At 71.9% G+C, this 11,924-nt stretch carries 10 protein-coding genes; 2 read left to right on the top strand and 8 right to left on the bottom strand.

Annotated elements, in window-relative coordinates; genetic code table 11:
• Positions 1–33: 33 nt before the first annotated feature.
• From ABZS69_RS26750 to ABZS69_RS26740, 3 genes are all read right to left on the bottom strand, one after another.
• On the bottom strand, positions 34–984 hold the full coding sequence (locus ABZS69_RS26750) for a zinc-binding dehydrogenase (protein WP_355377287.1): 951 nt from the start codon (positions 982–984) through the stop codon (positions 34–36).
• Between the two features lie 44 nt (positions 985–1,028).
• Positions 1,029–1,856, bottom strand: coding sequence for a helix-turn-helix transcriptional regulator (locus ABZS69_RS26745; protein WP_355377285.1), 828 nt, complete (start codon positions 1,854–1,856; stop codon positions 1,029–1,031).
• 62 nt (positions 1,857–1,918) lie between these two features.
• The gene (locus ABZS69_RS26740; RefSeq protein WP_355377283.1) at positions 1,919–2,818 is read right to left on the bottom strand and encodes a LysR family transcriptional regulator; all 900 of its coding nucleotides are present in this window, start codon (positions 2,816–2,818) and stop codon (positions 1,919–1,921) included.
• An 82-nt stretch (positions 2,819–2,900) separates the two neighbouring features.
• Here ABZS69_RS26740 and ABZS69_RS26735 point away from each other — a divergent pair, with 82 nt between their 5' ends.
• Together ABZS69_RS26735 and ABZS69_RS26730 are read left to right on the top strand one after the other, a co-directional pair.
• Entirely contained in the window at positions 2,901–3,857 is a 957-nt protein-coding gene (locus tag ABZS69_RS26735; protein ID WP_355377281.1) for a Gfo/Idh/MocA family oxidoreductase, read from the top strand.
• Between the two features lie 75 nt (positions 3,858–3,932).
• Complete coding sequence (locus tag ABZS69_RS26730) at positions 3,933–6,575, top strand: WD40 repeat domain-containing protein (RefSeq protein WP_355377279.1); 2,643 nt, start codon at positions 3,933–3,935, stop codon at positions 6,573–6,575.
• Positions 6,576–6,722: 147 nt separating this feature from the next.
• Here ABZS69_RS26730 and ABZS69_RS26725 read toward each other — a convergent pair whose 3' ends face one another.
• The 5 genes from ABZS69_RS26725 to ABZS69_RS26705 form a co-directional block, all read right to left on the bottom strand.
• Complete coding sequence (locus tag ABZS69_RS26725; RefSeq protein WP_355377277.1) at positions 6,723–7,100, bottom strand: hypothetical protein; 378 nt, start codon at positions 7,098–7,100, stop codon at positions 6,723–6,725.
• Positions 7,097–8,377: a hypothetical protein gene (locus tag ABZS69_RS26720; RefSeq protein ID WP_355377276.1), complete on the bottom strand. Its 1,281-nt coding sequence runs from the start codon at positions 8,375–8,377 to the stop codon at positions 7,097–7,099. Before ABZS69_RS26720 ends, ABZS69_RS26725 begins: the two co-directional genes overlap by 4 nt.
• Positions 8,374–9,465 carry a hypothetical protein gene (locus tag ABZS69_RS26715; protein WP_355377274.1) on the bottom strand — a complete coding sequence of 364 codons (1,092 nt, stop codon included), beginning with the start codon at positions 9,463–9,465 and terminating at the stop codon, positions 8,374–8,376. Before ABZS69_RS26715 ends, ABZS69_RS26720 begins: the two co-directional genes overlap by 4 nt.
• A gap of 95 nt (positions 9,466–9,560) precedes the next feature.
• Positions 9,561–10,208 (bottom strand): response regulator transcription factor, encoded by a 648-nt coding sequence (locus ABZS69_RS26710; protein WP_355377273.1) that lies wholly within the window; start codon positions 10,206–10,208, stop codon positions 9,561–9,563.
• Positions 10,199–11,896, bottom strand: a complete 1,698-nt coding sequence (locus ABZS69_RS26705; protein WP_355377271.1) for a sensor histidine kinase — start codon at positions 11,894–11,896, stop codon at positions 10,199–10,201. Before ABZS69_RS26705 ends, ABZS69_RS26710 begins: the two co-directional genes overlap by 10 nt.
• Positions 11,897–11,924 lie beyond the last annotated feature (28 nt).

Raw genomic sequence — 11,924 nt, 5'->3', positions numbered from 1 at the left:
GCTGTACGCGGCCGACGCCATGGCAGGTATGGATCAGGCGACCCTGAGGACGAGCTTGCCCGTGGTCGTGCCGGACTCGATGCGCCGGTGCGCCTCCGCCGCCTCCGCCAGCGGCAACTCCTCCACGCTCAGCCGCAGGTCGCCTGCCGCCACGGCGGCGACGGCCCGGCGCAGCGCCCGCCCGGTCTCCTCGGGGTAGGCGGCGGAGAAGGCGGCCAGGTTGAACCCCGACACGGTCTTGTTGGAGAGCCACAGCTCGTTGGCCGGGATGCCGACGTCGTCGGCGCCGCTCGCGTTGCCCATGACGATCAGGCGGCCCATCGGGTTGAGGGCGTCGAGCGAGGTACGGCGCGCCGTACCGCCCACCATGTCCACCACGATGTCGAAGCCGGAGGGATGCTGATCGCGGAGCACCACCTCCTGGTAACCGAAGCTCTTGGCGACCTCGATCTTGCTGGTGCGGCCGACCGCGCCGACCACCCGGCCGGCGCCGAGCAGCCTGGCGGCCTGGCCCAGTTGGCTGCCCACTCCGCCGGCCGCGGCGTGCGCCAGGACGCTTTCGCCCGGCGCGATGCGGGCCACCCGGTCCAGTACGAGGAAGGCGGTGGTGCTGTTGGACGGGATCGCCGCGGCGACGTCCAGGCCGAGGCCCGAACCGTCGAGCGGGGCGACCAGTTCCGCGGAGGTGGTGACCACCTCGGCATAGCCGCCGCTGTCGACGATGGTCAGTGCCGCCACGGGCTGGCCGACGCGCAGGCCCGTCACCCCGGGGCCGAGGGCGCGGACGTGGCCGGAGACCTCGATGCCGGGGACGAAGGGGAGCGGCACCGGCGCAAGGCCCTGCCGGTAGAGGATCTCGGCGAAGTTGGCGCCCGCGTACGCGACGTCGATGGCGACCTGGCCTGGGCCGGGCTCGGGACTCTTCACCTCGGCGGCCCTGAGGACGTCCGCACCGCCGAACTCGGGGATCGTGATAGCTCTCATGCCCACGATCGTGCCGCCTGCCAGGGGCGATACCCAGACTCCTGTTATCGTGGGTCTGACACCACCAGTTTGGCGAGCCTGGCCTCGGTTTCGGTGCCGGGCCGCGGATTGTGCAGCACGAGGTGCAGACCGGGGTGGTCGTTCAGCGGCATCTTCAGGGCTTCGAAGCTGAGGTCGCCCACGTCAGGGTGGCGGATCGACTTGACCGCGGAGTTGCCGGCGGTGACATCGTGCCGGGCCCAGATGCCGGTGAACTCGGGACTGGCCGCGACGAGCTCACCGGCGATGCGTTCGAACTCCGGGTCGCCGGGATACTGCGCGGCGTCCGCGCGGAACCTGCCCGCCACGTCGGCGGCGTGCTGGGCCCAGTCCAGGCTCATGGCGCGGAAACGTTCGTTGGTGAAGTAGGCGACCAGGCAGTTGTGGTCGGTCGGGCCGTACCCGAAGACCGTGCGGGCGGCGTCGTTGACGGCCACGAAGTTCCAGTGCCGGTCCATGATGTAGGCCGGGCGGGGCGACCAGGCGTCGATCACCCGTCGCAGCTCCTCCGTCACCGATTCGGCCGCCGCCGCGGTGCTCGGCGGGGGGTTCAGGCCGGCCAGCAGGTACAGGTGCCGCCGTTCGGTCTCGTCCAGCCGCAGCGCTCCGCTGATCGCGTCGAGCACCTCGCCGGAGACGGTGATGTCGCGGCCCTGCTCAAGCCAGGTGTACCAGGACACTCCAACCCCCGCCAGCACCGCGACCTCCTCGCGGCGCAGGCCCGGAGTGCGGCGCCGGCCGGCCTCCGGCATTCCCACGTCTGCCGGAGCCAGCCGGGCGCGTCGCGATCGCAGGAAGTCGCGTAGCTCCGCACGACGCTGGTCATTTGCCATGAATGTCATGATATGAGCCGATAAAAACGGCCCAAGCTTGCCCGTGGTCCAGGACCGGCCGGTCAATCGGCCTGGCCGGCATGTGAGGTGGCGGTTTCGCGGAGCAGGCCGAGGAACGCCGAAAGGGCGGGATGATCTTCGATCGTCTCCCTGACGACGACGAAGATGGAACGGGCGGGAACGGGCCGGGTGACCGGCAGGCAGGCGAACGACGTGGCGGGCAGGGTGCCGAGGGCGAGCCGGGGCACCATGGTCACGCCCAGTCCGGCGGAGACGAAAGCGACCGCGGTGGCGTAGTCGTGGGCTTCCACCACGAAGTTGGGGTTGAAGCCGGCCGCCCCGCAGGCGTCGAGTATGGTCTGCCGGCAGAGGGTGTTCGGCCACTCGTTGTCGACCCACGGTTCGCCCCGCAGCCTGCCGAGCTCGACCTCGTCCTGCCCGGCGAGGGGGTGGCCTGGCGGCAGGATCGCCAGGTAGGGGTCATCGAGCAGGTGGACGGGCCGCAGCCCGGCCGGGATGTGAACGGTGTCGTTCAGGACCATGATCTCGGCGTCGGCGGCTTCGCCGGTCAGCCCCTTGCCCAGCCGTAGCTCCAGCCTGATCTCCGGGAAAAGGCGGCTGAACGTCGCGATGACGGGCGGAATGAGGACCGCGCCGGCGGTGGCGAAGTAGCGGACGGTCAGCCGGCGGGTCTTGCCCGCGTGCAGGTCGGCGAGGGCGGTCTCCGCGCGGGCGATCTGGGTCTGGATCTGCCCGGCGTGGTCGGCCAGCAGCCGCCCCGCCTCGGTGGGGCGCAGGCCGCGGCCGTGTCGCTGCATGAGCAGCGTGCCCGTTTCGCGCTGCAGCGCGGCGATGTGCTGGCTGATCGCGGACGGGGTGTAGCCGAGGTTGGTGGCGGCGGCCTGGATCGAGCCGGTCTCCACGACGGCGCGCAACACGGCCAGGCGGTGAACGTCGAGCACGCGCGAATCATACAGTCTTGCTTCATGATTATTAAGAAATCATCGCTTGTGCTGAAATATCGAGGTACTCGAAGATCTGTGCATGGAAGACGCAAGCAGGATCCGCCTCGGCATCATCGGCCTGGGCGTGATGGGTGCCGAAATGCTCGACGTCGCTCAGCGGCACCCGCGGTTCGAGGTGGTGGCGGCCGCGGATCCCGGCCCGCGGGCGGTCGCGTCGGCTCGGGCCGTCCACCCGGGGCCGGCCTATCTCGATGACGCGGACGAGCTGCTCGGCCGCCACGCGCTCGATGCCGTCTACATCGCCTCACCACCGACCACCCACGCGCGCTACGCGATCCGCGCCATGGAAGCGGGGCTGGCGGTCTTCGCGGAGAAGCCACTCTCCGTGGACGTGGCCGAGGGCCGCGAGATGGTACGAGTAGCCGCGGCGACGGGAGCAGCGAACGCCCTGAACTTCGTCATGTCCGACCGCGGCGCCGCAGTGGCCGTGGGCAACGCGATCCGGACGGGCGAGCTCGGCACGATACGCGGGGTCGAGATGCGGTTCACCTTTCCGCAGTGGCCGAGGGCCTTCCAGGAGAGCGCCCGATGGGTGGCGGGGCGGGCGCAGGGCGGGTTCCTCCGCGAGGTCGCCTCGCACTATCTCTTCCTGACCGACCGGTTGCTGGGGCCGCTCGAACCGGTGCACACCCACGTCACGTACGGCGCGACGGCGGAGGACGCGGCGTACGGCCTGTTCCTGGCGGGCGACGTGCCCGTCACGCTCTCCGGCCAGGTCGCCGCGGGTCCGGAGACGTACGAATGGACCCTGCTCGGGACCGACCGCTCGTACCGGATCACCGATTGGGCACGTCTGTGGGCCGGCGACGACCAGGGGTGGACCCCGGTCGACGTGGACGGGCCGCATGGCAGCGAGCACACCCGGCTCAGCGAGTTCGCCCGCGCCGTACGGGGTGAGGACACCACATTGGCGGATTTCGCCGCCGGGCTCCGAGTCCAGGAACTCGTCGAGCACTTCCACCGCGAGATCGGATGAGAGCTCCGGCGCCGATCGGCTCGTGATCGTGAAGTGGTGTCCGGGCGTCCATGACTCCTCGTACGATCACTGGTCATGAAAATCACCGATTCGCCCGAGACCGGACCGGAAGAGTGCGAGGCGGAGCTGCGGGCGGCGGACTGGAGTACGTTCGTCCCGGAACGTGACCTCGTGCCGCTGCGGGCCGCGCTCGTCGGGCTGGAGCGGCGTCACGGCGTCGTCGACGCGCACCGGTACGCGACCGAGCGGATCCGGGAGTACGGCGCGCTGCTGCGGCATCCGGACGTCCACCAGGTGGAGATCACCGCGCAGGCGCTCAGCCCGTCCGGTCGGTATCTGGCGGTCGGTGACTTCGGCGGGGACGACTACGAGCGTGGCGCCACCCTGCAGATCTGGGAGGTGACCACCGGGCGGTGCGTCAACGTCATCGACTGGATCGAGGGCGGGATCGGGTGGCCGGGCTACGGCGAGGTCATCCAGTGGTCGGCGGACGAGTCGCGGCTCGCCGTGGCCTACAGGTCGAACAACGTGGGCGTCTGGGATCCGTTCGGCGAGAACAACGACCCCGTCGGGACCGCTCGTCTCACCTACTCGGGGCGGCCGGATCCGTACGCGTTCGCGCCCGACGGCGTGCGTGCCTATGTGCTGCAAGAGGCAGACATGGGGGCTCACGGCGCCGTCGTCCCGCTGGACGGCGGGGAGGTCTGGTCGGGGGATTCCCGGATCAAGGTGTTGTCTGCACAGGATGAGGGGCAGTTTGTTCTCGACAGGGTGGTCTGGTCGCGGGATGGCCGGCGGCTCTACGGGCACCTGCATGACGGGCGCGTGTGCTCGATCGACGCCGAGTCGGGGCGCGTCGCGTGGATGACCGAGGGCGACCGGAACCACAGGTGGCCGTCCGCCGAATGGAGCCGGGACGAGAGCCTCCTCGCCTTCCACCGCGACGGCGACCTGGTGATCGCGGACGCGCTGACCGGCCGGCGGGTGTCGGAGGGGCCCGGGTACGCCAAGGTGACGTTCATGTCGTGGGGCACTCGCCTGGCGATCGTGGAATGCGACTCCCGCGTCACAATCGTGGACCCGACCGGACAGCACCGCCATGACCTCAACCTCGTACCGTGCTCGCCGAACTACGAGCTGGACGTACGGCCCTGGGCCTGGGCGCCGGACGGAGACCGGGCCGCGTGCCTGACCGTCGAGGGCCGCGTGGAGATCTGGTCGCTCGGTGACGACGGCGGCGAACGGCTGCGCTCCTTCGACGCGCCCGCCGAGGCCACCGGCGTGCACTGGGGCGCCGACGACGTGCTCGTGGTGCTGGGCGCGGCGGTGCTGCGGTTCCTGCGTGCGGACTCCGGCGAGGTGATCGGCGACTTCACGTTACTGCGGCAGCCGCCCGGGCCGCGTCCCCTCGTGCTGGAGGACGAGGATTTCGGGGCGGACATGTATCCCGAGCCCAACCCCACGTTCGCGCTGGACGACGAGACCTGGGCTGTCGCCCTGCTGCCCGGAGTCGTGATCGCCCCTCCGGGGCGGGAGGACGACCTGGCCGCGACCCTCGCGTGGGCGGTCGACCGGCGCTTCGCCTGGCCGGTGCACTGGGGCGGGCTGGAGGTCGTACCCGACGCGCCCGCCGCGGCCGAACGCGTGCCCGAGCCGCTGTACGCCTACCTTGAGCCCTTCCGGGACCGGACGGTGCCGGACCCGGTTCCCCGGGAATGGCCGCCGCCCGACACCGGCACCGTGGAAGACCTTTTCCGCGCCTTCCGGGAGGCGGTCGTGGCGTACGGGGTCGACCACTCCAACTTCTGGGCCGACGGGGCGCTCCAGGGCGCGGCCGTGGTCAGGGCGCTGCGCAGGGAGACCGCCGGGGCGCTGGAGCTGATCGGGACGTGTCTGCGACGTCACCAGCCGTACGTCGCCGCCGAGGTGGCGATGCTCCTCGCGTCCTCGGGGCTGGCGGACGACGCGCGTTCCGTCTTCAGCCGGTACGACGAGGCGTACGAGCGCATGTGGGACGGATCCGCCCCGACGGCGGGATCCGTGGCCGCCGCCTGCGCGCTGCTGGGTGACGGTGGACGCGCCGAAGCCTGGTTCGGCCGGGCACGGGAGAAGATCCGCGAGAACGGCGGCGGCTGGGATCACAGTCTCCCGGTCGTCCGGGCGCTGATGGAATGCGGCCGTGCGGACGAGGCGCGGGCGCTGCTCGCCGAGGGGACCGGCGCGGCCGGCGACAACGTCGGCGTCCCGTTCCTGGGCTACCTGCTGCGCACGGGCAAGGTGGACCTGGCCGAGGAGCTGCTCCGGTCCGGTGCCGGCTGGTTCCGGGACTGGGGCGCGCAGCGGCTCCTCGTCAGGCACGGCCTGCCTCGAACGCTCGTGGACTGGGGTGAGCGTTACCGCTGCTGGGTGGAGGACGCTGTGCCCATCGCCGAGCGCAACGCCGCCCACGGCCATCCGGCCGAGCCCAGCGGCGCGGACGTCGAGGCCCTCGCCCAGGCGCGGGCCGAATTGCTCCGTACGCCTCCGGGCCGCCGCCAGGTCCCGACCGTCGAACTCGCCGTCAAAGCCGCCAAATGCCGCCACCTGAGCGCGGTGCTGACCCTGCTGCCCGAGCTGCAGATGCCGTCCTACGGCGGCATCAGCTCGCACGACCGGCCGTGGGTCGCCTACACGACCCTGCTGATCGTCACCACCGGCGTCGACGTCGACCCCTGGTGACACCCGGGGATATGCGAACAAAGCCATCCCCATCGGCGTCCAACGCCACATGATCAGTGACGCTCTCCATGCTGCTGGCCACCAAGGCCGCCAGGAAGATGGCCGTCAAGGTGTGCGGGCTGCCCGGCGTCTGCGGGTGAACGCCCCCTAGTCGGTGATGAGCGTGTTGAGGGTGAGGGTCTCCTCGCCGGCGCGGCCGGTGAGGCGGACGGACAGTTCCCATGCGCCGGTCATGGTGAACAGGTCGCCCTCGGCGACGAAGTGGCCTGGGCCGGCCTTCCCGGCGCTGACCTCGGGCATCGTGTGCCCCATGGTGGTCATCACGGCGGCGACGGTGACCGTGTCGGCCTCGCCCCTGTCCACCCGTACGTCGACCGCCTTCCGGTCGGCTGTGACGGTGACGGCGTAGCGGGCTCCTGACACGCTCACCGGGTCCACGCCCGAGGTGCGGGCGACGATGAACGCGGCCACCACGACCGCCACGAGCCCGGCGAGCACCAGCAGCCGTCCCTTGATCTGCCTCATCGGGGGACCTCCACGGTGAAGGGCACGGTGGTGATGCCGCGGTCCGTGGCGTACTGCGCCCACGCGAAGTAGCGGCCCGGCACGGGGAAGCTGAACGTGAAGCGCAACCGGTTGCCGGGCGTTCCCATCTCGTGGACGTGGCCGAGGAACTGGCCGTCCGCGCCGCGCACGATGAGGTGGCCCGCCATCCCGAGCCAGGGCCGCAAGGTGCCGCTCGTGGGCACCTCGACGGTGGCCGCCCGCCCCGCCTGCGGCACGGCGGGCGTCACCGTGACCACCCCGGCCGCGCCGTCCGGGGCCCCCGGGTCGGCCGGGGCCACCGACTTCGCCGAGGTCGCCGGATCCGCCGGCGCCGATCCGGTGACCGTGAACGCGCCGGTGAGGAGCTGGCCGCCGGAGTCGGTGCGTTCGAGCTCGACATAGGTGAGATAGCGCCCTGGCCGGTCGGCGCGCAGCCGCACCTCCAGGCGGCCGGGCGCGGTGCGCAGCGGGTGGACGTGGCGGAAGTAGCGGCCGTCCTCGCTGGTGACCACCAGGTGGGCCATGGCCTCGTGGTGGATGGTGAGGTCGTCGACGGGACGCCCGGTGGACCCGTCGAACAGGTCCACCCGCGCCACGAACTCCTCGCCCGCGAGCGGACCGGCGGGGACGGTGGTGACCACGCGCTGCACGTACGGCCGGCCGAGTGCCGAGCCCGTGGGGCGCGGCTCGGCGCCGTCCGGCGACCCGGCGGGCAGCCAGGGATCGAGGATCACGATCAGTGCGGCCACCGCGACCCCCGCGGCGGCGACCCCGGTCACCACGAACGCCGACCGGCCGCGCCGGTTGTACGCGCCGGTGAGCAGGCCGCCCACCAGCAGCAGGCCGGCCACGAACAGGCCGCCGTAGATCAGGAACTCCCACCCGGAGCCGCGGTCCACCAGGACCCGGAACGGGATCACCGCGTTCTCGCCCCCGGCGCTGACGGTCAGCTCGTGCGGACCGGTCTCCTCGACCCGCAGCTGGGCGGGGCGGCCCTGCGCCACCGTGCCGTTCACGACCCGCCCGTCGGCCACCGACCGGAGCCGCAGGTCCAGCGCCGGGGCGGACGGGAACCCGATCACCTCGACGCGCAGCGGCCCCGGCACCCGGGTCGTGGCCTTGACCACAAGGGTCAGCTCCGCGCCCGCGATCGTCTGCGCGATCCGCAGGTCCGCCCCCGCCTTGACGTCGTGCGCCGCCGCGGGCGACGCCAGCATCAGCACCAGCAGGCCGACCAGGCACACCAGCCGGATCATGCCTGCCGGGCGCCGGATTCGACTGCCTCCGCGGGCGCCGCGTTCGGGAGGAACAGGGCGCCGAGGGCGAATCCCACGAGACCTGCCACGACCGGGGCGCCGGTCCAGAGCTCGGGCACGGTGGGCAGCTGCCCGGCCATCAGGGAGGCGACCGCGATGTAGAGGGACCAGGTGGCGAACGCCGACAGCCCGGCGAAGGCCCAGTACGCGGCCCTGCGCTCCCGCGAGGGACGCAGCCACTGGATCAGCAGGTCGCTCACCAGCCCCGCCACGACGAACGTCAGCAGGATCGGCAGGTTCCGGAAGGCCGTCTGCGCGCCCGGCATCAGGATGCCCACCACGGACAGCACGGTCACGCTCCCGAACGGCAGGCGCCACCGCCGCAGGAGGAACAGCACGGGCGCGAGCACCACCACGTTCGTGATGATCATCGATGCGGCCAGATGGCCCGGATTGGCTTCGTCGCCCGCGGTGGAGAAGGCCCTGACGATGCCGTTCGCGCTCCACTGCATGGCGTTGCCGTACGACACGAACAGCGACACCAGCGTGACGCCGAAGCCGAGCCCGATCAGCGCGGGCATCAGCCGCGACAGCCGGGGCCGCTCCCCCACGTCCGGGGCGTTCCAGGCCGAGCGCAGCGGGGTGGTGATGATGAGCATCATCGTCACGATCAGCCCCAGGTGGGACGGGCTGAACAGGATGTCGATGTTCTGCTCGATGCCCAGCAACGTGTGCCACATCAGGTCGGCGAACCCGAACGCGGCGAACGCGGGGATGGCCAGCAGGCCCGCGAGGTACCCGTTCGGCACCGCGGCCGGCCCGCTCCGGCCGACGCGCACGTTGCGGTAGACCTGCCAGATGATCCACGCCGACACCGCCGCGAACCCCGAGTAGAACGCCGCGTGCCACGGCGTGAAGAACGTCTCCAGCTGTGCCAGGTTGCTGTGCGCCCAGGCGTCGATCATCAGCCCGACGCCGAACCAGACGCCGAGCAACGCCATGACCAGGTCAGTCTTCGGGCTCACCCATGTGCGCGCCTCCCCCGAGTCCGCGATCAGCCGCCGCACCCCAGCATCCACCGTCGCCATCAGCACGCTCCTTCCAGTTGATCCGATCCTTCGCGATGGCCGCCGGAAGGGGAACCCGGCTGGCACTCAACCAGAGGTACGGCTAGCCGCACCCCTCAGGCGTTGAGGTACCGCAGCACCGCGAGGACCCGGCGGTGGTCGTGCGCGCTCGCCTCCAGGCCGAGCTTGGCGAAGATGCTGGTGCAGTGCTTCTCCACGGTGCGCTCGGCGATGACCAGCCGCTCGGCGATCGCCATGTTCGTCCGCCCCTCGGCCATCAGCCGCAGCACGGCGCGCTCGCGCTCGGTGAGGCGGACCAGCGGGTCACCGGGCTGCCGGTGGCGGCCGACGAGCTGCTCGACGACGACCGGGTCCAGCGCGGACCCGCCCGACCCCACCCGGCGGATGGCCGCGGCGAACTCGGCCAGGTCCGACACCCGGTCCTTCAGCAGGTAGCCCACGCCCTCCGTACGGCCGCCGAGCAGCTCGACCGCGTAGCTCACCCGTACGTACTGGGACAGCACCAGCACCCCCACCTCCGGATGCCGCTCCCGCAGCGTGACCGCGGCGCGCAGCCCCTCGTCGGTGTGCGTGGGCGGCAGCCGGATGTCGAGCACGGCCACGTCGGGCGGGTCCTCGCCCACGTGAGCGAGCAGCTCGTCGGCGTGCTCGACGCTCGCCGCCACCGTGAACCCGGACTCGGTCAGCAGCCGGGCCAGGCCCTCGCGGAACAGCGTGGAGTCCTCGCAGATCGCTACGCGCACGGCAGGATCACCTTCAGCACGGTTCCCTTCCCCGGTGGGCTGTCGATCGTGAGTTTGCCGCCGTTGGCCTCGGCGCGGTCGGCGAGCCCGGCGAGCCCGGAGCCGAGCGCGGGATCGGCCCCGCCCGAGCCGTCGTCGCCCACCTCGACCAGCAGGCGGCGGCCGTTGTGGACGAGCCGCACCCACGCCTTCGACGCGGCGGCGTGCTTGGTCACGTTGGCCAGGGCCTCGTTGACGATGTAGTAGGCCGCGCTCTCCACGGCCTGCGGCAGCGGCGCGTCCAGCGCCAGGTCGCAGGCGACGGGCATGGGGGCGACCACGGCCAGCTCCTTGACCGCGCCCGACAGGCCGCGCTCGGTCAGCACCGGCGGGTGGATGCCGTGGCTGACCGCGCGCAGGTCGTCCAGCGCGGCCAGCACCGCCGTCTTGGCCTCGCCGATCAGCGGCGCGACCCGCCCGGGGTCGGTGCCGGCCTCGGCCAGCCCGAGCGTCATCGCCACCGACAGCAGCCGCTGCTGCACGCCGTCGTGCAGGTCGCGTTCGATCCTGCGGCGCTCGGCCTCGCCCCACTGCAACATCCGCCGCCGCGAGGCCGCGAGCTGCCGCAGCCGGGCCCGCAGGTCCGCGGTGAGCCGCGCGTTCTCCAGGGCGAGCGCCGCCGCGGCGCACGCGGCCTCGACTAGCAGGGGCTGCTCCAGGAGGGCGGCGTCGTGCACGAGTACGGCGAGCGGCGCCTCACCCTGGTCGACGCGGGTGACGACCCTGCTCGGCCCCGGGTCCAGGTCGACCGGCCGGCCGTCGGCGTCCACGTACCTGTCCTGCTCGGCGGTCCAGTAGCCCACGGTCAGCCCCGGGTCCCGCAGGGTGGCGGCCAGCTCGTCGCGCAGCGTGTCCGGGCGTTCGCGCCTGCTCAGGCGTACGACGAGGTCGGCCACGCGCCCGTGGTCCATCCGGCTTCGCATGAGCCCGACCAGGTACGCCAGCGGAATCGCCATGAAGGCCGTCAGCATGATGAACCCGAGGGGAACCCGCAGCGGGTTCGGACCGAAGAGGTTGGCCATGCGGTCCGCGACGAACGCGACCGTGGCGACCATCGAGGCGCCGGTGACCGGCGCCACCGCCCGGCGCTGCGCCACGCTGGCCTGACGCCAGCGCTTGACCGTGAAAGCGAGCACCACGCCGGCGAGAAGGACGGTCACCTGCCAGGCCGAGGCGTCGAGCGCGTCGGCGAAGTGGCGGAGCGGCTGGGGCAGCGAGAATTGCTTGAGGGCCATGGCCGTGGGCAGCACGAAGGCCGCACAGTACGCCAGGCCGACCACGACCTTGTACGACACCAGGGCCAGCCTGCCGGTGGGGAAGGAGAGGAACAGGTGGCAGGCTATCCCCGCCCACATGCCGCACAGCGACAGCGCCCACAGCTCCCGTCCGGGGAAGAACAGCACCTGCTGGGGAATCCAGGCGACCCCGAGCACGGCCATGAGCGGGCCGACCTGGTTACGCGGATGCTCCCGCCAGGCCACGATCCCGGCCGCGAGAAAGGAGACGCCGACCAGCGCGCCGAGCACGAAGATCGGACCGTGCCGCCAGATGGCGCCCGGGCTGGCCCCCAGGGCGTTGACGGCCACCAGCCATGCCCCTCCCGCCGCGACGGCGAGTAACGCGGTGGTGCCCCTGGAACGTGTCGCCATCGCCTACCCCCGATGGGGATTGTACGGG

The sequence above is a fragment of the Nonomuraea sp. NPDC005650 genome (assembly GCF_040605375.1).
GTDB lineage: Bacteria > Actinomycetota > Actinomycetes > Streptosporangiales > Streptosporangiaceae > Nonomuraea.
The sequence above is the reverse complement of the archived record's forward strand: the minus strand, read 5'-3'. Positions and strand labels throughout refer to the sequence as shown.

Bases quoted from the DNA above. Each gene is read 5' to 3' on its own strand.
- ABZS69_RS26715 (WP_355377274.1), bottom strand. From the start codon at position 9,465: ATGGCGACGGTGGATGCTGGGGTGCGGCGGCTGATCGCGGACTCGGGG.
- ABZS69_RS26720 (WP_355377276.1), bottom strand. From the start codon at position 8,377: ATGATCCGGCTGGTGTGCCTGGTCGGCCTGCTGGTGCTGATGCTGGCG.
- ABZS69_RS26735 (WP_355377281.1), top strand. From the start codon at position 2,901: ATGGAAGACGCAAGCAGGATCCGCCTCGGCATCATCGGCCTGGGCGTG.
- ABZS69_RS26705 (WP_355377271.1), bottom strand. From the start codon at position 11,896: ATGGCGACACGTTCCAGGGGCACCACCGCGTTACTCGCCGTCGCGGCG.
- ABZS69_RS26730 (WP_355377279.1), top strand. From the start codon at position 3,933: ATGAAAATCACCGATTCGCCCGAGACCGGACCGGAAGAGTGCGAGGCG.
- ABZS69_RS26745 (WP_355377285.1), bottom strand. From the start codon at position 1,856: ATGGCAAATGACCAGCGTCGTGCGGAGCTACGCGACTTCCTGCGATCG.
- ABZS69_RS26750 (WP_355377287.1), bottom strand. From the start codon at position 984: ATGAGAGCTATCACGATCCCCGAGTTCGGCGGTGCGGACGTCCTCAGG.
- ABZS69_RS26725 (WP_355377277.1), bottom strand. From the start codon at position 7,100: ATGAGGCAGATCAAGGGACGGCTGCTGGTGCTCGCCGGGCTCGTGGCG.